The organism is Endozoicomonas sp. ALB032, from assembly GCF_049310125.1.
GTDB lineage: Bacteria > Pseudomonadota > Gammaproteobacteria > Pseudomonadales > Endozoicomonadaceae > Endozoicomonas_A.
Genome location: NZ_JBLYNW010000001.1, coordinates 5375720 through 5397966, shown reverse-complemented (window position 1 = coordinate 5397966; position 22247 = coordinate 5375720). Strand labels below are relative to the sequence as shown.

Annotated in this window: 18 protein-coding genes; 10 read left to right on the top strand and 8 right to left on the bottom strand. The window is 47.8% G+C overall.

From position 1 onward, the window contains the following. From cas3f to ACO6VG_RS19700, 4 genes are all read right to left on the bottom strand, one after another. A complete protein-coding gene (gene cas3f, locus ACO6VG_RS19715; protein ID WP_422138057.1) occupies positions 1 to 3351 on the bottom strand; it encodes a type I-F CRISPR-associated helicase Cas3f in 3351 nt (1116 codons plus the stop codon). Positions 3352 to 3357: 6 nt separating this feature from the next. Next, a complete protein-coding gene (gene cas1f, locus ACO6VG_RS19710) occupies positions 3358 to 4299 on the bottom strand; it encodes a type I-F CRISPR-associated endonuclease Cas1f (RefSeq protein WP_422138056.1) in 942 nt (313 codons plus the stop codon). A 148-nt stretch (positions 4300 to 4447) separates the two neighbouring features. Continuing rightward, positions 4448 to 5650 (bottom strand): enoyl-ACP reductase FabV, encoded by a 1203-nt coding sequence (gene fabV, locus ACO6VG_RS19705; protein WP_422138055.1) that lies wholly within the window; start codon positions 5648 to 5650, stop codon positions 4448 to 4450. A gap of 135 nt (positions 5651 to 5785) precedes the next feature. Next, positions 5786 to 6742, bottom strand: coding sequence for a GlxA family transcriptional regulator (locus tag ACO6VG_RS19700; protein WP_422138054.1), 957 nt, complete (start codon positions 6740 to 6742; stop codon positions 5786 to 5788). A 179-nt stretch (positions 6743 to 6921) separates the two neighbouring features. Here ACO6VG_RS19700 and ACO6VG_RS19695 point away from each other — a divergent pair, with 179 nt between their 5' ends. From ACO6VG_RS19695 to cobB, 3 genes are all read left to right on the top strand, one after another. After that, positions 6922 to 8763: a beta-ketoacyl synthase gene (locus tag ACO6VG_RS19695; protein ID WP_422138053.1), complete on the top strand. Its 1842-nt coding sequence runs from the start codon at positions 6922 to 6924 to the stop codon at positions 8761 to 8763. A gap of 252 nt (positions 8764 to 9015) precedes the next feature. Next, positions 9016 to 10416 carry a DUF4139 domain-containing protein gene (locus tag ACO6VG_RS19690; RefSeq protein WP_422138052.1) on the top strand — a complete coding sequence of 467 codons (1401 nt, stop codon included), beginning with the start codon at positions 9016 to 9018 and terminating at the stop codon, positions 10414 to 10416. Between the two features lie 57 nt (positions 10417 to 10473). Further along, a complete protein-coding gene (gene cobB, locus ACO6VG_RS19685; RefSeq protein ID WP_422133880.1) occupies positions 10474 to 11202 on the top strand; it encodes a Sir2 family NAD+-dependent deacetylase in 729 nt (242 codons plus the stop codon). Between the two features lie 59 nt (positions 11203 to 11261). On the opposite strand, the gene ACO6VG_RS19680 is transcribed toward cobB, so the two are convergent. Further along, complete coding sequence (locus ACO6VG_RS19680; protein WP_422475247.1) at positions 11262 to 12068, bottom strand: hypothetical protein; 807 nt, start codon at positions 12066 to 12068, stop codon at positions 11262 to 11264. Positions 12069 to 12302: 234 nt separating this feature from the next. Here ACO6VG_RS19680 and ACO6VG_RS19675 point away from each other — a divergent pair, with 234 nt between their 5' ends. From ACO6VG_RS19675 to hepT, 4 genes are all read left to right on the top strand, one after another. Beyond that, positions 12303 to 12425: a hypothetical protein gene (locus tag ACO6VG_RS19675; protein ID WP_422133878.1), complete on the top strand. Its 123-nt coding sequence runs from the start codon at positions 12303 to 12305 to the stop codon at positions 12423 to 12425. A gap of 23 nt (positions 12426 to 12448) precedes the next feature. Next, positions 12449 to 14572 carry a phosphocholine-specific phospholipase C gene (locus tag ACO6VG_RS19670; RefSeq protein ID WP_422133877.1) on the top strand — a complete coding sequence of 708 codons (2124 nt, stop codon included), beginning with the start codon at positions 12449 to 12451 and terminating at the stop codon, positions 14570 to 14572. A gap of 351 nt (positions 14573 to 14923) precedes the next feature. Then, positions 14924 to 15301, top strand: a complete 378-nt coding sequence (gene mntA / locus ACO6VG_RS19665) for a type VII toxin-antitoxin system MntA family adenylyltransferase antitoxin (protein ID WP_422133876.1) — start codon at positions 14924 to 14926, stop codon at positions 15299 to 15301. Next, a complete protein-coding gene (gene hepT, locus ACO6VG_RS19660; RefSeq protein WP_422138049.1) occupies positions 15291 to 15698 on the top strand; it encodes a type VII toxin-antitoxin system HepT family RNase toxin in 408 nt (135 codons plus the stop codon). Before mntA ends, hepT begins: the two co-directional genes overlap by 11 nt. A 316-nt stretch (positions 15699 to 16014) precedes the next feature. Here the strand turns inward: hepT and ACO6VG_RS19655 are convergent, their stop codons facing one another. Further along, positions 16015 to 16167 (bottom strand): hypothetical protein, encoded by a 153-nt coding sequence (locus tag ACO6VG_RS19655; protein ID WP_422133874.1) that lies wholly within the window; start codon positions 16165 to 16167, stop codon positions 16015 to 16017. Positions 16168 to 16467: 300 nt separating this feature from the next. Continuing rightward, positions 16468 to 17367: a hypothetical protein gene (locus ACO6VG_RS19650; RefSeq protein ID WP_422138048.1), complete on the bottom strand. Its 900-nt coding sequence runs from the start codon at positions 17365 to 17367 to the stop codon at positions 16468 to 16470. 269 nt (positions 17368 to 17636) lie between these two features. Between ACO6VG_RS19650 and ACO6VG_RS19645 the strand changes: the two genes are divergently transcribed. After that, complete coding sequence (locus tag ACO6VG_RS19645; protein WP_422133872.1) at positions 17637 to 18212, top strand: DUF1285 domain-containing protein; 576 nt, start codon at positions 17637 to 17639, stop codon at positions 18210 to 18212. A gap of 83 nt (positions 18213 to 18295) precedes the next feature. Here the strand turns inward: ACO6VG_RS19645 and ACO6VG_RS19640 are convergent, their stop codons facing one another. Beyond that, positions 18296 to 19954, bottom strand: a complete 1659-nt coding sequence (locus tag ACO6VG_RS19640; protein ID WP_422475245.1) for an electron transfer flavoprotein-ubiquinone oxidoreductase — start codon at positions 19952 to 19954, stop codon at positions 18296 to 18298. A gap of 518 nt (positions 19955 to 20472) precedes the next feature. On the opposite strand from ACO6VG_RS19640, the gene ACO6VG_RS19635 reads away from it, so the two are divergent. Both ACO6VG_RS19635 and ACO6VG_RS19630 read left to right on the top strand, forming a co-directional pair. Continuing rightward, the gene (locus ACO6VG_RS19635) at positions 20473 to 21222 is read left to right on the top strand and encodes an electron transfer flavoprotein subunit beta/FixA family protein (RefSeq protein WP_422133870.1); all 750 of its coding nucleotides are present in this window, start codon (positions 20473 to 20475) and stop codon (positions 21220 to 21222) included. Then, positions 21222 to 22151, top strand: a complete 930-nt coding sequence (locus tag ACO6VG_RS19630; protein ID WP_422133869.1) for an electron transfer flavoprotein subunit alpha/FixB family protein — start codon at positions 21222 to 21224, stop codon at positions 22149 to 22151. Before ACO6VG_RS19635 ends, ACO6VG_RS19630 begins: the two co-directional genes overlap by 1 nt. Positions 22152 to 22247 lie beyond the last annotated feature (96 nt).

Here is a 22247-nt window from a genome sequence, read left to right as displayed (position 1 = left end):
TTATTCCCGCCGGTAAAGCCCTAATTGATGATGATAATCATAATCATGCATATTTTCTTGCATCTCTGGAGCGCGTAGCTCCCCGAAATTCCAGCTAACTTGCGGCAAGTCCATGCCCAGATCGCTGGCCAGTGTTTGATATATGGCTTCTGGCGTCTGATCGAACCAGAAGTGCATACCTTGACCCAATATGACCGGTGTTGCCGTTTCGATGCCCAGGTTATCTCCAAACTTTGGTGGCTTGGCTGCTTCATTATACCAGCGCCAATAGGAGGTACTATGGTAATCATCAAGCCACAAGTAATAGGCCTCATCTTTTTGAGACTGACGGAACCTTTGCTGGCGCTGAACTTCGCCGCACCAGTAGGGTTTTATGAGCTGTTCGCTATCCCACCAGAACTTCGCTCTCTTTTCTCCGGAAAATAGCTGCCAGGCCAATGCTTTATGTTCAAGGCCATTCAGATTGGTGTATTTACCATCCTGGTCGCGATTGTTGTCTTTTCTATCGGGTAACGTAATTCTGGGGATGGCATTGATTGACTGGTATTGGCAAGCATCTAACAGCTTGCTCAAGTGCGTTGAGGCCAGTTGCATCTTCCTGGTCTCGAAGCCGGGGCGTTCAAAACATACTTCCTTATTTCCCAGTGCCTTGTAGTTCTGGTCCAACAGTATGACATTAGGGGATTTGGGATAAATCTTCCGATGTCGTAAAACCCGCCCTGCTAATTGAATGATGGAGCGCATGGAACTGGGTTCAACAATGGCCCAATCGTAATCGTGGTCTCGCCCAACTTCTGCAACCGGCGATGCCAGCACCACGAAAATATGGTGATGTTGGCTATGTCGCTCCATAACACGACAGACAGAACTGCCTGGAGCCCAAATTGCGTCGGGATTTTTCCGATTCAATATTGCATCAAGGTGCTGTTCAATAAAATTACGAATCGCCAGTGGGTAGCGGCTGTGATAGACGCATAGATGAACACAGGTATCGCCCGCCGTATAAGTGGCAGGTGCATCCATCGCAAACAGCTTTTTGGCAACACGTACCAGCGGATCAATATTGGCCATTCTCACCAGGCCAATAGAAAGACTTTGGTTGTCTTTAGTGACGCAGTGATGCCGATGTAGATGAGTCATTTGCGTGTAAACAGAAGCGGCTAATGCGTCAGATGGGCTGGTTGCTGAGCCAGAATCAATCAGTGCAATATCACCCCATTGTTTGTGAGTTTTGCCGGGGGCAGAGTGAGCAGCTAAACGTTTAACGCGGGGTTTGATGAAGCGATTATGCTTTGCTTTATAATCCTCTAAGCTGCTGATCAGGCAATGCTCATTATCAGATGTCGCGAATTCATCAAACCAGCCACAACAAATTTCACCCTTCCAGGCAGGGATATTCGCCATGGCATACTGTTTCCATCCGTTTCGGTAGGATTCAAACAATGCGTAAGCCAGCGCCGGAGGCAGGGTTGCCGTTGAAAGCAGAACCCGGCTGCCGAGCATACCTGCCCAGTGAACAAGACGACAAAGTGCAGGTAAATCGCCCTGGCTAAAGTCGTCTGGTTCATCCAGTATCAGGTCAGACGTAAGAAGCCGTAGCATGGCCGCCGTTTGTCGGCCTCCTCGTGTGCCTTCGGTGGCTGAGATTAGATGGTCAATGGTACATACCAGTGCAGGTGCATAAAGTAGTTTATCAATCCGTTTATCTTTTTCTGTCCATTCACTCAGGCTGTGACTGGTATCTCCGGTGTAATGGACATAAGCCTCTTTATCAAGAGCCTCATCCGCTGACTCGCTGCCGGTTCCATTTTCCTTTTCGGCACTCTTTTGATTGGAATAATCAAAAAGCTGTGTGATAGCAGTACCACCAACAGCAATGGCTAAATTTTCATCATTCAGGCCAAGTTCTGTTTTGAAAGACTGGCCTGTTTGCAAAGTCAGCGTGCGCAAACCGAGCGCAACACTGAAGCGAGTGCGACCGGTTTCCTGCCCCAGTGCATACATAATTTTGGCATTGCTGATGGTTTTTCCATAACCGGTCGATGCCATATTGACGCCGAAAAAACCATTGATAACCGTTTCTTTGGCAAGTTTTTTGGCCAGTTTGACGGCACCATCCTGCCAGCCGAATTTTCCTTTGAACTCTTTTTTGACCTTATCTGTAAGAGCGGAAATATCTTGAAGATTCGGTAAACTGTGATTCAAGCTAATCAGGGCTTTGGTGATTTTACGACTGTGGTGAGCAACTCCAATCAAATGCTCATCGAGCTTTTGCTTGAAGCCTTTGCGATGATCTTCTTTGCCGTAGGTGTTGGCATAAACACGGTAATTCTGACTCTGCCATTCGGTTGTTATTTCTTGCTGTGAGTAATAGCGATCTGCCAACATCATACAGAGCCGGGCCAGATGGCTGGTAAATAGGTTGTTGTGAAGGTAATCTGCTTGTTCGTTATACCATTGGGGAAAGTGCTTCAGGGTGTTTGTCGCAATATCCGATGCTCGACAACGCCATTTGAAGCTGTGGTAGGGCAATGCCTTCTCGGCGAATGTCCAGTTCTCTTCAATGCGACTCTTTTGGTCATAATCTTCGCACTGATACGAATTCCAGCGAGCATAAAATGCACTATCTAACCAGTCCTTAATCTTATCCAATGCTGGTGCTGTGAAGTTATTCTGCCATGCCGGTGCTAAGGGTAAGCGATGGTGGGATACAATAATCCAGGCAACCAACTGGGCAAACGAAGGCAAGCTTAACAGTGGATGTTCACCAAAAGCTTTATCAATTCCATCCCTGAAGCATTGACCAATACTATCAAGGTCGATTTCGCTTAGCTCTACAAGCCATTGACGGTCAGTCTTATCCGCAACGAAGGTCTGAAAAAGCCGGAGCGAAATCCATTCATGGCGATAAGGTTCAGCGATGGGCGTTTTTTTATCTGGATTGATTTTATCCTGAAAGAGAGTATTGGCTTTGCCGAAATCATGGAACAATCCGGCAATCTGGGCTGCACAAGAGATAGTATTGATCGTTGACCAGTAGTGCTGGTCAGCGTACTGGCTTGTAGGAGATTCAGTAATATTGACTGGTACGATACCTTGAGAGTTAAACTTTTCCTTTTGCCCTACCACCCAAACCAACTCACTACGCGACCGAGACCGAATCCAGTGGCAACTGACGGCAGTACTCTTAGTCGCTGTTTTGCGCAGCAGTTTTTTAACGGCGTTTAATCCTTCCTGAGTAATAATGGTTTGCCAGGTGTTGTCGCCAATTCGGTCTGCAAAAGCATCCAGAACCCGTCGTGTTTTTTTCAGAGCATTTTTTTCACACTGGGAGACAAAGGTGACCATCATGGCTGCTTACTCCCAGTCATCTTTCAGGGCTATGGCTTTTACCTGATCAAACATAAAATCCAGGGCCTTATGATCAGTAAATGCCTGCAAGCACTGTTGCCGGAACTCTTGCTCTGTGGCGTCTTCCTTTGCACAGATAAACGACCAGGGAAGAACCAGTGTATCCTTGATGAGATCAGCTACGTCGAATACCAGGGCTCCCCGGCGGGTTTTGCCGTGCATCACTGCAAAACCGTGGGGGATGCCTAATACCCAAAGCGTGGTTGCTGCCAGTCCGTAAGCCAGATAATTACCATGATTCAAAAATGTATTGGCCTGATCTTCTGCGCTGCGTTCACGAGTAAATGAACCATAACCGGTTTGCCGTGCTGCAAACTTATAAAGCGTCTTGGTCAGCCGTGCCTCTGCCTGTAGTAAATCATTGACTGTTAATACCTTGTTGATTGTGCTCTCAGTAGTCTCAAGGTCAGGCTTTATGCTATCAATGAGAAAGCCTTCATTTTTGAGGTCTCGGTCTTTGCTCCAAATTGTTTTCATAAACTGAATTCTGGCGAGCTGCATTTGTTTGGCTGCTTGTAATCTTTTCTGGTCATCAAACCAGAACTGCATCCAGCCCTGCATGTATTCTGTGGGGCGATATTCACTTTGTGGCGTTAACCATTCCACCTCATTGGCCATCAACAGGGGCGTTCCACCGCCACCACAAAAACCAATTAACACACCGGCAGAAGCCAGCATACGAGCAGCGGCCTGAGTAATAGAGGTTCCGTTGCCCAATAGCAGGCAAGTGGTGTTGGCAATGGGAATATTCCAGTAGTGGTTGTTATTTTTTGCTTCGGTGAGATACAGCACCCGGCCATCTTTCTGCATGATCCGGCATTTTTCCAGATAATAGATATTGGCTCTTTTTGAGTGCAGAATAGCCTTGAGATCAGTCAATATATCCATTGCATAATACTCCTTTTCTGAACCATGGCTTTCGTTTAAACGCATTAAATTCAGATTTAAAAAAATAGGTAGGATTGGTTGGCTGTCGTATTTCAACGAGCTTGGGAATTGATAAAAGAGGGCTTTCAAGCCCTCCCGGATCGGTCGATCAGATATCAATCACGTCAAAAGGCACTAATGGATTAACATCCGCCTCATAATCAACGCCTTCAACACCAAAACCAAAGAGTTTCAGGAACTCTTCCTTGTATTCAACGTAATCAGTCAGCTCGGCCAGGTTTTCGTTGGTCAGTGCTGGCCAGAGTGCCTGACAGTGTGATTGAATATCATCTCTCAGCTCCCAGTCATCCAGGCGCAGGCGATTGGTGTCGTCCACTGCCGGAGCCTGGCCGTCTTCTCTGTGAAGGCGATCACGGAACATTCGGTTGATCTGCTCGATGCAGCCTTCATGAACACCTTCTTCGCGCATCTTTTTGAAGACCATGGCGATATAGAGAGGCATTACCGGAATGGCGGAGCTGGCCTGGGTAACGACGCTCTTCAGTACTGCGATGTTGGCTGAACCATTCAGGCTCTTGAGTTGTTTATCAATGGCGTGGGCGGCACGGTCGAGATCCTTTTTGGCTTGACCCAATGCACCTTCCCAGTAAATAGGCCAGGTAAGTTCGGTACCAATATAGCTATAGGCCACAGTTTTACAGCCTTCTGCCAGGACATCGGCTTCTGAAAGAGCTTTTATCCAGAGTTCCCAGTCTTCACCCCCCATTACCGTCACCGTTGCTGCTACTTCTTCTTCGGTCGCAGGCTCAACAGAGGCTTCAAACAGTTGATCTTTGTTGGTGTCGACGGCAGTCGCCTTATAAGGCTGTCCCATAGGCTTGAGTACGGAACGGATCACTTCACCACTGTCAGGCAGTTTACGGACGGGAGAAGCCAGGGAATAAACTACCAGATCGATCTGGCCCAGATCTTCCTTGATCAGTTCGATTGTTTTGGTTTTGGCTTCGTGACTGAATGCATCTCCGTTCAGGCTTTTTGCATAGAGACCTGCTTCATGGGCCAGCTTTTCGAAAGCGGCAGAATTGTACCAACCTGCCGTACCGGGTTTTTTTTCGGTCGCAGGCTTTTCAAAGAAAACACCGATAGTGGCCGCGCCTGAACCAAAAGCCGCAGTAATTCGAGAGGCAAGGCCGTAACCACTGGAAGCACCAATAACCAGGACCCGCTTGGGACCCCCGGCCACTTCACCCTGAGCCCTGGTATAAGCGATCTGCTCTTTAACGTTCTGCTCACACCCGACAGGGTGGGTCGTTGTGCAGATAAATCCGCGAATCCTTGGCTTGATAATCATCTTTGGCTCCGGTTAACGATAAGAGACGGCACTCGGTTCACTGTGCCATAACAGTCGAGTAAAGCTTATCCAAAACCGGCAGGGTGGAAAAGGCGCAGGCGGTATAGATCAGTCGGTATATTGATACGAAATGTATCAAGAGCTCTCAAGATAGAAAAGTTTGTCCCGAACACTGCGCTTAAAGTCGCTTGGCGTGAGCTGGAAGTGTTTCTGAAACAGTCGGCTGAAATAGTCAGGGTCTGTGTATCCGGCCTGGTAGGCTGCTTCCCTGATTGAAAGGTCGGTACTTTTCAGGAGATCCGAGGCCAGTGTCAATCTCATTCGCTGAATATAAGCGGTGGGGGAGAAGCCCGTTGCTTCCTTGAATCTTCTGTGCAGCGTTCTTCGTGTCAAGCCTGAAGCTGCTACCAGGTTTTCCATCTCAATAGCTTCACAATAATGCTGCCTTATCCATTCCTGAAGCCGGACGATGATTTCATCGTTATGAGCGGTTGTGTGATCTTCGGCGAACAGCATCTGATCCATAGGTCGACGAATTTCGTGGGAGAACTGCTGCTCGACCTTATGGGCAATTTGTTCTCCCATGCTCAGCTTAATAAGGTGAACCATAAGATCGGCAACCGAGTTGACACTTCCGGCACAGAATATTCTGCCCGAGCGGGTAATCAGGTGGTGGGGTTTAAAATCAACCTTGGGATAGTGTCGCTTTAATCGTTCAAGAAAATACCAGTGAGTCGCTGCGGGCTGGTGATTCAATAAACCTGTTTCGGCCATAAATGTGACCCCGGTTGCTGCTACGCAGAAGGTAGCGCCCTGCTGATGCTGATACCTTAGCCATTTCACCATTGCTCTGGATTGTTTGACCACGGGTAGGGGATTGCGCCAAAGGCCGGGCACAATGACAAGGTCTCCGGGACCTGTTTCAGGAAAGGTCACTTCCGGTGTCAGAGGAATTCTGCTCATGCTGATGATCGGGTTAAGTTGCTCAGCACAGAAACAGACTTCGACGTCTGGATACTGATGTCTCAGTCGACTATAGGTGACTCCTGCCTGGATCATTTCAAGGGGTAAACTGATGCTGGTAGACAGCATATGATCCACAAGGGGAATCAGAACTCTATTCAGTGAAAGCGTTTTCTGTACCAATGCACCGGCCTGTGAATTCGATGGTATGGCGTAATAATCAGGTATATTGGCGTAAATGTACAGATGAGTTGATGAATGTCCTATTAAACTACCGCTATATCTTTTCTCTAAATGGAGTTGTTACCGTGAGCAGATTGCCGGTCATTGTCGCGCAGGGAGGCATCAGCCCGGCGGGACGAAGTTCAGGGTTTCATGGCTATCATCGCCTGATATTTGATCAATTGGGTGCTCAGCAACAGCAGAAAACATTGTCTGCTATCGCACGACTCAGGGGGTTGGATAAAGACACTCCGGCAGACACCATTCTTTCAGGTACTTTGATCAGGCAGCTGGAAACCAATCTGTTTGATAATAACGCTCTCTATTATCACCAGCCCCTCAAAGCCGACAAGGGGTCCGAGCTGATTCTGCCCAAGTGCAGGTTGCCCAAGCCATTGCCGGAAAACTGGCAGGTGGAAGCACTGAATGATGGTCGAAATGTCAGAGTTTGTTTTTCTGGTCTGCAAACCCTGATGTTGCCTTCAACAAGGGCTGGTTCGGTCAATGCTGCTGGTCAGTTACCCAGCGGTTTTGATCCTGCTGCGCTCTATCAGTCGAGACATCATCCCCGCTCACTGGCTATGACGGTTTATGGTGCGTCAGATGCCTTGCAATCCTCAGGTTTGGAGTGGCAGCTCTTAAAAGAGAATTTGTCTCCCGAACAGATTGCTGTCTATTCTGGCAGTGCCATGAGCCAGCTCGACTATAACGGCTATGGCGGTATGCTGAAAGCCCGCCTGATGGGTAAGAGAGTTAGTTCCAAGCAATGTCCACTGGGCTTTGCTGAAATGTCTGCTGACTTTATCAATGCTTATATCCTGGGTTCACTGGGTAATACCGGCACTTCAATGGGAGCCTGTGCGACCTTGCTTTATAACCTGCAGCTGGCAGTAAACGACATTCGTTCCGGCAAGCGCCGTGTGGTGATTGTTGGCAACAGTGAGGCACCGGTCATTCCTGAAATCATGGATGGCTATAGCACCATGGGAGCTCTGGCTACGGATGATGCTTTGAGGAAGCTTGATGGTCTTGACGATCTTACCAACCCCGATTGGCGTAATGCCTGTCGTCCTTTTGCAGAGAGTGCCGGTTTTACCATTGCCGAGTCTTCTCAATACTTTGTCTTGATGGATGATGGACTGGCGCTGGAGACCGGTGCTGAAATTCTCGGGGCGGTGGCTGATGTTTTTGTGAACGCAGACGGCTATAAGAAATCCATTTCAGCGCCCGGTGCCGGCAACTATCTGACCCTTGCCAGGGCTGCCGCTCTCGGCAGGGCCATTCTGGGAGAGGACGCTCTGCGACAGAGAAGTTTTGTTCAGGCTCACGGTACCGGTACCCCACAGAACCGGGTGACTGAATCCCGCATCCTCAATGAAACGGCTCGTCATTTTGGTATGAATAACTGGCCTGTCACTGCAGTTAAGAGCTATCTGGGTCACTCTATTGGTGCGGCTGCCGGTGATCAGCTAATGTCGACACTGGGTGTCTGGCATCAGGGCATTATTCCCGGAATCAGAACCATTTCCGGCATTGCTGAAGACGTTCATCATTCACACCTTGATATCAGTATGAATCACAAACAGATGGACCCATCACAGATGGCCATGTCGCTGATCAATGCCAAAGGTTTTGGGGGCAACAACGCTACGGCACTGGTTCTGAGTCCTGATATAACCCGTGAGATGTTAAAAGCCAGACACGGCGAGCAGGCACTTTCATCCTGGCAGCAGTGCTACGAAACTACGTTCCGCCGTCAGGAAGAGTATGAGTCTGCACAGCTGTCTGGCCAGGCGGAGCCTATTTATCTATTTGGTGAAGGGGTTCTTGGAGAAGACGATCTGGAGTACACCGACCAATCCATTAAGGTACCCGGTTTCGGCCACCCGGTGAATCTGGAAGTAGATAATCCTTTCTGGTCTTTTTGATCTTGGAAGCCTGATGAAGTGGGGGCACCACCTTTCCAGCCCGGGACATAAGAAGAGTTAATGTATCCCGTTATTCGGCTGCACTGGATGATATTATTGAGTCATACCCGAGCAAACGTTCAGTTGATTTATGGTCTATTTTACGGGCATGTTCTTCAAAAGCTTTACATCATTATCCGGGCTGGTCATTGAGTTATGTATAAAGGTAGACTCAATCAGTCCTCAGTATCTCATTAAAGGGAGAAAGTCATAATGAGAACCAGACTCAAACTGACCGGAATACTGATTAGCTCTATTGTTCTTACTGGCATGGCTGCCAGTATGGTAACGGCAGATGAAGATGAACAGGCAGGAAGAGTGGAAGTCAGTCACGCCAACAGTACTCATTTAACGCTTTACCCGGACAAAACCCTGGTTCGTCAGCAGTTCAAAGTGCTTCCCGGATCGGATGGGAGCCTGGTCGTCGAAGGCATGGCCGATGACTGGGAAGATGACAGCCTTGAGCTGGAATACATCAAAGACAAACAAGGTCTGGTGCCCGATAGCCTCACTTGGCACAGAGGTGGGCTGGACCGGGATCATCTATACAACAGGTTGGTCGGCAAGTCGGTTGAACTCGTAGGGGGAGGGCTGAACGTTCCGGTACAGGGTGTGTTGCTCTCCTATGACAGTGGAATGGGTCTGGTCCAGGGCAGTAATGGTCGACAATACCTGGTGGACTGGAACGATCCGCAGGGTATCAGGCTGGCTTCGCGCGAACAGGTTTTTCTGGAAAAAGACTATCAGACTCGTCTGATAGCACGCTTCCCGGATCTGGAAGGTACCGACCAGTTACGTCTTTCTTACATCACGCCTTCCATTCGCTATTCAAGCCATTATCGAATGACTCTTGATGATGATGGAAAGGCTCGTATTGAGCTGACGGCGCTGTTAAACAACAACACAGAAACCGATTACAACAACGCAGATATCAAGCTGGTGGCCGGTGATATGGGGCGACCCAACGTGGGCTATGCCCATAAAATGGTGAGGGCGAATGCTGCCAGTCCCATGCCCGGTCAGGAAAATCAGCGGGTGGGTGAAGTCATGGTCATACCCTTGCCGAAGGATCAAACGAAACTGACCCCGTTCTCCTGGCAACAGATGACGCTCTACAAGGAAGATCAGATAGCACTCGATCATTACTATCAGCTGGATGTCAATGGACGTTCATATTCGGGCAGAGGTTCAGATCTGCAAAGACCCAGACTGAATTATCGCTTTAAGGCAGGGCGCGATCTTCCTGCGGGTGAGGTGAGAATTCTTGAGTCTACCGGCGACGGCACTGTGATTATCAGTGGTAATGCCATGATTCCCCAGACCACCAAAGGGGATTATGCCCATCTTGCTATGGGCGAAGCTCTGACTGTGAGGGTTGAGAGAAAGCGTGTTGACAGTCAGCAGCGCGAGAAGGAGCTGATCAGTCGCTGGCAGGCCGTCGTATTCAATGACAGTGATGAAGAGGTGACCTTGATGATGACAGATCGCGATCATTCTCTGATTAAGTTGGAAGATGTGAAAGGCGGTACTCTGGAGCAGACTGACACCATCAAAGTCAAAGTTCCCGCAAAAAGCAAGAAAACGTATACATATACCTCGGTATACACTCGGTAATACCGTTCAGGTCAGAAGTCTGAAGGCAATAGTTGTTCAGGCTTCTGGCAAAATAAAATGCAACTTACTACAGATCAAAGGCTCATGCTCAATTATCCATCCATTGTAGTTCTGACTGGTGCCGGTATTTCTGCCGAGTCGGGTATTCGAACCTTCAGGGGCAGTGATGGCCTTTGGGAAAACCATTCGATTGAAGATGTCGCCACGCCGGAAGGTTATTATCGCAATCCGGCCCTGGTGCAGGCTTTCTATAATGACAGGCGACAACGACTGAGTGAAGTGGTTTGTAATGCTGCTCATAAGGCTCTTTCAGACTTTGAAAAGTCTTTTGATGGTGAGTTTCTGCTGGTAACCCAAAACGTGGATGATCTGCATTCCCGGGCGGGCAGTCAGAACCTGATTCACATGCATGGTGAGCTTTATAAAGCGAGTTGTCAGGATACAGAGCAGGTTTTCGAGTGGTATGAGGATCTGACTACCGAAACACTCTGCCCCTGTTGTCAAATGGCGGGCAATTTGCGGCCTCATATCGTCTGGTTTGGTGAAATGCCCCTGGAGATGGATCGTATCTACAAAGCTTTGTCGCAGTGTGATCTTTTTGTATCCATCGGAACTTCAGGTAATGTTTATCCGGCTGCTGGCTTTTTTGAAGAAGCCAAAGCTGCGGGTGCCGAAACTGTAGAGTTGAATCTTGAGCCCGGCTCCAACGCCTCCCGGTTTGATCGAAGTCTAAGCGGTCCTGCTACTGAATTGGTTCCTGAATTCTTTAATACTTTGTTGGAATAGATGTACGGCAATATTTTCCTATCTCAAATTTTTCGATGCCCTGCATGTTATGCTTCTTCTCAATTGGAGAAAGCGGAGTGTGTTTTTTTTGGCAGTTCGTGCTTCTGTTCCGAAGAGGAATTTTTTACTTTTGGGGTATTATCCAAAGGCGACAGTTTGTCTGAGTGGTCAGGCTTGTAATCTGAATGCAATGGGTCAACGCCATCAGACGCGTGTTGAGATACAGCGGCTGCAGAACAGCCAGAGACTGCCTCTTCCCTAAAGTCACCGACGAATATAGCAGCTCTTTTACCAGCGCGCCTTTCACCAAGCGTTTGACCAGTAGCCGGAAAGGCAACAAAATTGAAGAGTTCAGGGTTGATACTGTTATACCTTGTAAACAGATGCTTCAAAACATCTTTAGTGAAGACGCTGCTGAGACAGCCTGAATATTCAAATTCAATCCTGATAATAGGTTTGTCCGATGTACGCTCCGATACTGTTCGTTTGACAAAAAGAGACTGTCCATCTGCAGACCAGCTGAACGAGGCTTTTTCCAGAGACTCAGGGGGAAACCATACCATTGGAACAGCATCAAATCGGTAAGTAACCGAGGTACCGGGCAGGCCAACAGAGACAACAGAGGTAGTACCTTTGATTTCGGGCGGATGAACAAGAATATTCAGCGATGATAAGAAGAAATTTTGCTTGGCTTTACCTTTAAATGACTTCACGTAGCTGAGGTAACCTGCATTCCTGTAATTAGCAGTAGCGTGGTAATCATGGTCAACGATCCACAGATACTCAGGGAACAAATCTGCCGGTGCCTGCGCCATAACCGCTCGAACCGTTGTCATAACAATCAGAAAAATAACAGTTTGTCGCACCAGAAATACCTGCTTGTTTATAACAAACGGTAACTATAGACGCTCAAAATGGTTCTGCAGACAACCTTGATCGGAAAATAAAAAATAAAGGGCAATCACAAGCTAAAGGCATTAAAGGAAGGACCAACAGCTGTCACCAATTCATCATGAAACTGACACCCTTGTAACATCACTGTGTCTTATTTCTTACATACCCTGTGCTCGCAAAATAACCCATAACAAACGGGAGTCCTTGTGAGAGTTCTGAGTTTTATACCACTGATTGTTTTTTCACTATTGCTGAGTGGCTGTGACGATGAAACAGAAACCGCCAATGGTGACAATAATACCAGTGAATACCACTGCCCAGTTGAATAAATAGTAAAGGCAATCAGCTAATTATGAAAAAAGCGTTGAGTCGTCGTAAATTTTTAAAAGCGTCAGGTATCGGTTTAACTGGAGTGACAGCATCAGGGTTGCTTCCACCTTCAATTGTGAAGGCTTTATCCATTCCGGCAAATAATGTCCATGGCAACATCAATGATGTCGAGCATGTGGTTATATTGATGCAGGAAAACCGGGCTTTTGACCACTATTTTGGAACCTTGGCAGGGGTTCGTGGTTTTGCTGATCGCCATCCTGTTCCTACGGTGTATGGCAATGTCTGGAAGCAAAAATATAAGCAACGAAATAATGAACGCTTTATTTATCCCTATCATCTGGATGCGGAACAGGGTAATGCCCAGCGGGTGAATGGTACGCCACACACTTTTCCGGATGCCCATGAAGCCTGGGATCACGGGCGCATGAGCGATTGGCCAACCTATAAAGAAGATCAGTCGATGGGTTACTACACAGAGGCTGAATTACCTTTTCAATTTGCCCTGGCCGATGCTTTTACTGTCTGTGATGAATACTACTGCTCATTCCATGGGGGAACTAACCCTAACCGGCTGTATCATTGGACGGGTATCAATCATCACGAACTGGACCCTAACCCACCTGCCATTTTTAATGATTATGATAGTCTGGGCTCGTCCAGTGAAGGGTATACATGGACAACCTATCCCGAGCGTCTGGAGCAGGCGGGTGTCAGTTGGAGGATTTATCAGAACTTACCTGATAATTTTACAGACAACCCTCTGGCCGGTTTTAGACAGTACCGGGAAGCCAATGAATCAAAAGGCAATCAATCCAATGGTAAGCCTTATCCCGAATGGTCAGAAGACGATGACAACATAAGCCCTTTGCTGAAAGGCGTCGCCAATACCATGGCTGACGGTGGCTTTTTGGAAAGTCTTAAAAATGATATTGAAAACAAAACTTTGCCACAAGTGTCATGGATTATTGCGCCAGCAACTTATTCCGAGCACCCGGGACCTTCGTCACCGGTACAGGGAGGCTGGTATACACAGGAAGTTCTGGATGCATTAACCAGTGACCCGGACACCTGGAGTAAAACAGTCCTGATTATCAATTTTGATGAAAATGATGGTTTCTTTGATCATATGCCTCCACCTTGCCCGCCTTCCCTGAGTGAGGGAGCTTTTCATGGTGAAAGTACTGTTGATACAACCGGAGAGTATCATACTGAAAATCAGGCTTATGGTCCGGGTCCAAGAGTTCCGGCATTGATTGTTTCTCCGTGGAGCCGGGGAGGCTGGGTGAACTCACAGGTGTTCGATCATACGTCGGTGTTACAGTTTCTGGAGAAGCGTTTTGGAGTGATCGAAGAGAATATTACGCCTTTTCGCCGTGCGGTTTGCGGTAATTTATTATCGGCGTTTAATTTTGAAAACCCTAATGACGAGCCATTGCCATCGCTACCGGAAATGACTAAGTCCGAGGCTGATACCATAAGATTCTTCCAACAACTATTGCCACAGATTAATCCTCCGGCTGAAGATGACCAGCTACCGCCCGCTGCGGATGCAGGTATCCGGCCTTCAAGAGCTCTTCCTTATGAGCTGCACGTCAACGCTTTGGTCGATATTGATCAGTATTCCGTTGTTCTGACTATGACCAACAGTGGACAGCAGGGCGCGGTGATTCATGTCTATGATCAACTGAATCTGGAAGAGATACCTAAGCGTTTTGTCATTGGAGCCGGAGATACCGTACGGGCTACATGGCCGACATCTCTCGACAATAAGTATGACTTGTGGGTGCTCTCTGCTAACGGTTTTCATCGTCAGTTTAAGGGAACCTGCGAGCAGGAACATAACCAGGAAGTCTCCGTATGTTATGGAGTTAACAAGGAAACGCCGTCGGTTCTTGTCAAGCTGGAAAATCTTGCAGATACAGAGAAGCGTGTAACTGTAGACTTCTCAGCCTACGAGCCAGGTAATCAAAAGACTGTCACTCTGGCAGCCGGTGAAAAATCGTCTGTTGAGCAGTTTATCAAGCCTGCATCCAACTGGTATGAGCTGGAAGTCAGTGTTGAAGGAAGTGACACGTTCAGACGTTATTGTGGCAGGGTTGAAAATGGCACTCATGGCGTTTCAGACCCTCTGATGGGGTCATAAAACTTCTGAAAATTCAGAGGGTGCCCAAAGTGATGGGGGATACCAATCGAACTTTCTAACTTCCTATTGCGCTGAAGATTTGAGCCTTAATCCTGCGTTGGCGATCGTCGCCATAGTTAAGGCTATGACTCCTCACGCCGCCTTGTCTCAAGGCTCAAATCTCCATGCTCATCATGGCAGTTAGCAAGCACGATTGGTATAACCTTTGTTTTTAGCCACATTGGCTGTCAGTCTGGGAGGTTTGGCTCATGATGGATATTTTGAGGCAGGATGACTATGGAAAAATAACTGGCCAGATGAAATGATAACCCTTAGTAATACTTTTTTAGACACTATCTGCAGGACATTCTATTGAGCCCTTCAACATGTCAGCTTCCGGATGGTCTGGTTGATGCAATGCGACATTTCAGTGCAATTGATGCCATCTATCTATACGGTTCACGGGCAAAAGGGAATGCCAGGGACGACAGCGACTGGGATCTTGCTGTTATTTATACAGATTATGAAACCGATCTTCTGGAACGTGCCGTCCGGCCACAAATGATGGAAGCCGAGCTAGAGCGGCTGTACCCCGAGCTTGAACTCAGTGTTGTTGATCTTCGAGAGGTACCTGTGCCTCTGCAATGGAATATTATTCAGGGTATGAAACTGTTTGACCGCTATGTTCCGGCCGTTCGCCGTCTTGAGCATGCCATTATTTCTGCCTGGGAAAAAGACTATGAACGATAAAGCGTACGAACAGGAAATTGAGAATGTTCAGCAGGAGATGATACTTATTCTTGATGAGCTTCATGATGATCTTGGCAGCTGGAGAGCCAGGGACATGCTGGCTGCCCAGAGAGCATTACAAATTCTGATTGAGTCGCTGATTGGCTTATCCCGATATGTTTATCAGGAAAAATTCGGAGTTAAAGTCACAAAATCCCGGGCGGCAATCGATGGTTTAGAGAAGCGGAACGCTTTAACTCGACAGGATTACGACACAGCGATGAAGATGATCGGTTTTCGAAATGTACTAGTGCATGACTATCTTGACGTCAATCGCAATATTCTTGAAGCCATTATAAAGAATAAGTTTTATCGTGATATTCAAAGGATTACTCTTCATATACAGTCTCTTTTGTAATATTTATCTGCTACCTGCAGTGCTACCTGCATGACATCCATAAACCTTCGTTTCCATAAACCTTCGTTTTCAACTGACTCACGGGTTTGGTGAGGGCTGCCCAGACTGAGGCCGGATGATCAGAACCATAGTACCTTAGTCAATTACCCTGAAATCTTCACGAGTACCGCTATTCCAAGGAATACTGGAAATTTGAAAGGTTCGTCAGGGTCAGTCAGAAGAAGCTGAAGAAGACTTTTTACTTGACGGTTTACTTGGTCGCTGAAATGGATGGGTTCACTGGCAAGTGCTTCGTTGAGAGTCTGCTCAATCGCTTTTAAGTATGAAGGCGATAATATGGTGTTGAGTCGCCGGCATCGTCGGCCTGACGCAATGCTTGATAATGGGTATTTTGTTGGTCACGAATGATGGTTTCTACGGGCAAAAAAGCCATCGGCTCAGCAATGGCATCACGGATGGAAGGTCGCAACGGCGTAAAAAGCCCTTGCTACACAAGAGTTTCAGGCAAAAAGAAACCCGCGACTCTGGGGGAAGAGTACGCGGGCTAAGACCATTTTAGGAGTGAAACATAGGTACACAATGCAAGTATCAAGGCCACTTAAGTCAGCAGCCCAGACTGATTGATCGTAGGGGGAAGTCGACCGGATCAGTAGAAGTAATTATGGTGCAGATTCTTCTCGCGTCCACTGAGCTATAAGATCAATTCTGAATAATCAGCTTTTTTATTACTCTTGAATGATTTGATGCCTCTCAGTTTATTCACCAGGCGTCAGTTCAAAGTGTTTCTGTTGTCCAGAGTCTCTGAGCCTGAGCCACTGTTTAATCCTATCTGCTGCAGTTCTTTCACCTCATCAGGGGTGATATAAAGATCTCCTTCCTTACCTTCCAGAGCGCCATGGCCATGCCAGGGAAGCAGTTTGTAGTCCGAATGGTGGGTATAATCGAGAAAGGGGTATTTAATGATCTGGAAATAGGGAGAGTAGTCAAAGTCACTGGGTGTGCAGAGTTTGGGATTGCGCTGAAACAGCTGAACACCATTTTCTCCATTCATTTTCACTAGAGGCAAAATCGGGAAGTGAATAAAACTGAATGCCTCGGCAATCATACTGGAGCAAACAGTTTTGGTTTCATCTCCGGGTGAATGTTGAAATAAAGTGGAACGCCAGCGCCTGGGCATTATGGAATAAGGGAAGAAAAAGCGGGCCAGGTCCAATATATGGCGCACGTTGTAATCAAGACCCAAACGGCTGACAGCATAGTGAATGACCTGCTGGCTGTCGGAATAGTTTAATCCATTGGGTCGACAAATTCTCAGGTGTTCACCTTCATAGCGGCTTAAAGGGTGTACGACTGTTCCAAATCCAAGCTCACTCTCAATGATAAGTTGATCATCCGGAGAGCCGTCATAAGACTCTTTAACGGTCTGTCGAATACGGTCGTCTTCTATATCATGCAGGCGGCCAACATAAAGCATGGCATGGGACCAGGGGCTCTGGGTGATCTGTTTGATGACATTGCTGACTCGAGATTTACCTTCAACGAGCACTACATCGCAGGGCTTAAGCTCATGGCGGATTCTTTCGAAATCACAGAGAGGTCGGTTGTTGTCTTCAGGCTGTTGCATGAGCCATTTGGTGAGTAAGCCAGCGAGTGATTTGAAGAGCTGCATTGTTTTTCCCTGTCGTTCTTCGACTATGCACTTCTCCATAACTTCAGTGCTTCAACTTAAATAGTAGCATTTGTCATATCCCTGATAGGGTCATGGGTGACTTCTAATCTCGATCTTGCGAACTATCCTTTCTGGATCGATCGATTGTCCGGCAGAGATAAATCAGACGGCGTCCTCATTAAGACGATATAATGTCTTTGTTGCATCCGTGTTTCATTCGAGTACTGACGTTTCGCCAGAACAATGACAACAGACTGAGGGGCCGAATTATGAGTGATCAATCCATATCACCCGGACAGCTGGCTGAGAGCATGAAGCCTCTCCTGAAACAGCAGGGGTTACCTCCTGTTCATTCATGGAATCCCGATTTTTGTGGGGATATAGACATGAAAATCTGTCGGGATGGCAGTTGGCTCTACATGGGATCACCCATAGCCAGAGAGTCCATGGTTAAACTGTTTTCTAACATTCTCAGGCATGATGAGGATGACTGTTTTTATCTGGTGACCCCGGTAGAGAAGGTGAGAATCCAGGTAGAAGATGCTCCGTTTGTGGCTGTCTCCGTTGAAAATAATGACAATGGCCTGACTTTCACTACTAACGTAGGTGATAAAGTGACTCTGGATCGAGAGCATCCTTTGTGGGTGAATATTGATTCGTCGACGGGAGAGCCTTCACCGTACATCAGAGTCAGGGCTCAGCTGGATGCTCTGGTTCATCGTAACGTCTTCTATCAACTCATTGAGATGGCAGAAGAAAAATCTACGGAGCATGATGATGTAGAGTTGTGCCTCAACAGTCACGGTCAAACTTTCACCATTGGCAGTATAAAACCTGAATACTGATCCGGGATGGGAGGCAATAAATCTGCCTGAGCATCCATAAAACAGAAAAGGAGCCTGATGGCTCCTTTTCTGTGTAACCCGAGCTACATGTTCGGGTAATTAGGGCCGCCGGTACCTTCCGGAGCTACCCAGGTAATGTTCTGAGCAGGGTCCTTGATGTCACAGGTTTTACAGTGAACACAGTTTTGACTGTTGATCTGGAAGCGTTGTTCGCCGGACGTTTCCTCTTCGACAATTTCATAGACACCAGCCGGACAGTAACGCTGAGCAGGCTCGTCGTATTTTGGCAGATTATCTTTCAGAGGAATCGATGCGTCCGCCAGTTTCAGGTGGCAGGGCTGGTCTTCTTCATGGTTGGTGTTGGACAGGAACACAGAACTCAGGCGATCAAAGCTGATGACTCCATCCGGTTTTGGGTAATCAATCTTCTTGCTATCAGCGGCTGGTTTCAGGGTTGCATAGTCGGGTGTTTTATCATGCAGGGTAAACGGCAGCTTGCCGCCAAAAATATTCTGGTCGACAAAAGCAAAGCCGGCACCCACAAAATTGCCCCACTTATGCATGGCCGGTCCAAAGTTTCTCTGTGCCTTAAGCTCTTCACCCAGCCAGGAGTTTTCAAAAGCCCGGGCGTAAGAGGTGAGATCTTCACCACCTTCGGAACCAGTGCTGATTGACTTGAAAACTTCTTCAGCCGCCAACATGCCGGACTTCATGGCCGTATGAGAGCCCTTGATTTTGGCACCGTTCATGGTGCCGGCATCACAACCGATCAGAATGCCACCGGCAAAGGTCATTTTTGGCAGCGACTGAGGTCCACCTTTAGCAAGGGCGCGGGCACCGTAAGAAACCCGTTTGCCTCCCTCTAGGAATTTCTTGATGGTTGGGCTCTGTTTATAACGCTGGAACTCTTCAAACGGACTGATGTGGGGGTTGGAGTAACTCAGGTCGGTAATGAGACCCAGAACGACCTGATTGTTTTCAATGTGGTAAAGAAAGCCACCACCGGTTGAGCCGCTTTCAGTCAGAGGCCAGCCAGCGGTGTGCACTACCAGGCCCTGAGAGTGGTTCTCTGGAGCTATATCCCACAACTCCTTGATGCCTATACCGTAATGCTGAGGGTCTTTACCTTCGTCCAGATTAAAACGGCTGATAATTTCTTTGCCCAGTTGACCACGACAGCCCTCTGAGAAAAGGGTGTATTTGGCGTGCAGTTCCATGCCAGGCATGTAACTGTCTTTTTTCTCGCCATTGGCAGAGATGCCCATGTCACCAGTAGCAACCCCTTTAACACTGCCATCTTCGTTGAACAGAATTTCGTTGGCAGCAAAGCCTGGGAAAACTTCTACACCCATGCTTTCTGCCTGCTCGGCCAGCCAGCGGCAGAGGTTACCCAGGCTGATGATGTAATTGCCTTCGTTGTGCATGGTCTTGGGTACAAAGACCCCCGGCACTTTCAGAGCCTTTTCCTGAGAACTCAACCAGTAGATATCGTCGGATGCGACAGCGGTATTCAGTGGCGCACCTTTTTCTTTCCAGTCAGGAAACAGTTCATTCAGAGCAGTGGGTTCGAATACGGCGCCGGACAGGATGTGTGCTCCTACCTCTGATCCTTTCTCAACGACGCAGACAGAGAGTTCCTGACCCGCTTCCTGTGACAGTTGCATAAGACGACATGCTGCAGACAAACCGGATGGACCAGCGCCCACAATTACCACGTCGAATGGCATAGACTCGCGTTCCAAAATGAATCCCCTCCCTCACCGAGTTATCATATGGTGATTTTCATACACTATTTTTTATCTGATGACGCTTTAACTTTTCCGGTTAAATTTTCCGGCTGCCGTTGTCAGAAGAATCTGCCAGCATGAAAATCAAACAGTTGTTTGAATTTTTTTCTGCATTATACTGTCTCATACGCAAATAACCAGCATTCGCTGAGTCGGAGTCCGTTCGACGCAGAAGAGTGTCAGGTGGCTTTCTGCCAATGAGATGCCTCTGAGGCAGTTTGCAGAATATGCGATAATGTTCGGGTGCTCTAATAAAAGGCACTGGTCAGACAAATTGTTCATAAAACTGCTTGATAATCATCAATCTTGAACATAGGTTTGAACCCTTATTGACGTGCTGTTAGACTGCCCACACAGCAGTGATGTGAAACAATGATAACAATTGATGCTCCGCGCGATGTTTTCGGAGATTTCATGCCCTGCCTCACAACCAAGTATCCAGTCATAGTATAAATAAGGAAGGCTGCGAACCCATGAAAATTCTTGTAGCCGTTAAGAGAGTCATCGACTATAACGTCAAGGTTCGTGTAAAAGCGGACCATAGTGATGTCGATCTGACGAACGTAAAAATGGCCATCAACCCTTTCTGTGAAATTGCTGTTGAAGAAGCGGTGAGACTGAAGGAAAAGGGTGTTGCAAGTGAAATCGTTGTCGTATCTCTCGGTACCAAAGAGAGTCAGGAGCAAATACGCACCGCTCTGGCTCTGGGTGCTGATCGCGGCATTCTGGTAGAAACCGAAGAAAAGCTCGGTTCTCTGTCTGTTGCCAAACTGCTGAAAGCCATTGTTGATGAAGAAAAGCCAGATCTGGTGATTCTGGGTAAACAGTCCATCGACAGTGATAACAACCAAACCGGTCAGATGCTGGCGGCACTGTCTGGTCTTCCTCAGGGTACTTTCGCCTCTGAAGTGACTGTAGAAGATGGTAAGGCCTGTGTCACTCGTGAAGTTGACGGTGGTCTGCAGACTGTTTCCCTGTCACTGCCCGCTATCGTGACGACTGACCTGCGCTTGAATGAGCCTCGTTATGCTTCCCTCCCTAACATCATGAAGGCCAAGCGTAAACCTCTGGACGTCAAAACACCTGCAGATCTGGGTGTTGAGGTAACTTCCTCCCTGAACACACTGAAAGTTGAGCCGCCCGCCGAGCGCAGTGCCGGTATCCGTGTGGGCAGTGTTGATGAACTGATCGAAAAACTGAAAACAGAAGCGAAGGTAATCTAATGGCTATTCTCGTAGTTGCAGAACATGATAATGCAGCCTTGGGCGCAGCCACTCTGAATACTGTAGCGGCTGCCCGCCAAATAGGCGATGATGTTCATGTATTAGTCGCCGGGTCCGGATGTGGTTCTGTTGCCGAAGCAGCATCAGCCGTTGAAGGTATCAACAAGGTTATGGTTGTGGACAACGCCGCCTATGAGCATCAGCTGGCAGAAAATGTCAGTTTGCTGGTTGCTGAGCTGGGCAAAGGCTATAGCCATATTCTGAGTGCTGCCAGCACCAGCGGTAAAAACTATATGCCTCGTGTTGCTGCTCTGCTGGATGTTGATCAGATTTCTGACATTATCCGCGTAGATAATGCTGACACTTTTGCCCGTCCTATCTATGCCGGTAACGCCATCGCAACAGTACAGAGTGGTGCTCCTGTGAAGGTTATCACCGTTCGTGGTACCGGCTTTGATCCTGTCGCCGCTACAGGTGGCAGTGCAGCTGTTGAACAGTTGGATATTGCCCACGATGCAGGTATTTCTTCTTTTGTCAGTGAAGAAATGGCCAAGTCTGATCGCCCTGAGCTGGGTGGTGCCAAAATCGTAGTATCCGGTGGTCGTGGTATGGGTAATGGAGAAAACTTCGAAATCCTGTACAAACTGGCTGACAAGCTGGGTGCTGCCGTAGGAGCTTCTCGTGCTGCGGTGGACGCAGGCTTTGTTCCTAATGACATGCAGGTCGGTCAGACCGGCAAGATTGTTGCTCCCAACCTCTATGTTGCTGTAGGTATTTCCGGTGCGATCCAGCACCTGGCAGGTATGAAAGACTCTAAAGTCATTGTTGCCATCAACAAGGACGAAGAAGCGCCTATCTTCCAGGTAGCCGACTATGGTCTGGTAGCAGATCTGTTTGAAGCTGTACCAGAGCTGGAAGGCAAGCTCTGATTTCAGAGTCTGATGTTGCTATCAGGCTGGTAGCATAATAAGCCTGCTGTACGGTATTATTCGTGCACAGGCTTTTTTGGTGGCATTGGAATGATT

Coding starts and splice junctions, on each gene's coding strand:
- ACO6VG_RS19650 (WP_422138048.1), bottom strand. CDS start 17,367: ATGCAGCTCTTCAAATCACTCGCTGGCTTACTCACCAAATGGCTCATG.
- ACO6VG_RS19670 (WP_422133877.1), top strand. CDS start 12,449: ATGAAAAAAGCGTTGAGTCGTCGTAAATTTTTAAAAGCGTCAGGTATC.
- hepT (WP_422138049.1), top strand. CDS start 15,291: ATGAACGATAAAGCGTACGAACAGGAAATTGAGAATGTTCAGCAGGAG.
- ACO6VG_RS19690 (WP_422138052.1), top strand. CDS start 9,016: ATGAGAACCAGACTCAAACTGACCGGAATACTGATTAGCTCTATTGTT.
- cobB (WP_422133880.1), top strand. CDS start 10,474: ATGCAACTTACTACAGATCAAAGGCTCATGCTCAATTATCCATCCATT.
- ACO6VG_RS19700 (WP_422138054.1), bottom strand. CDS start 6,742: ATGCTGTCTACCAGCATCAGTTTACCCCTTGAAATGATCCAGGCAGGA.
- fabV (WP_422138055.1), bottom strand. CDS start 5,650: ATGATTATCAAGCCAAGGATTCGCGGATTTATCTGCACAACGACCCAC.
- cas3f (WP_422138057.1), bottom strand. CDS start 3,351: ATGATGGTCACCTTTGTCTCCCAGTGTGAAAAAAATGCTCTGAAAAAA.
- cas1f (WP_422138056.1), bottom strand. CDS start 4,299: ATGGATATATTGACTGATCTCAAGGCTATTCTGCACTCAAAAAGAGCC.
- ACO6VG_RS19630 (WP_422133869.1), top strand. CDS start 21,222: ATGGCTATTCTCGTAGTTGCAGAACATGATAATGCAGCCTTGGGCGCA.
- ACO6VG_RS19635 (WP_422133870.1), top strand. CDS start 20,473: ATGAAAATTCTTGTAGCCGTTAAGAGAGTCATCGACTATAACGTCAAG.
- ACO6VG_RS19645 (WP_422133872.1), top strand. CDS start 17,637: ATGAGTGATCAATCCATATCACCCGGACAGCTGGCTGAGAGCATGAAG.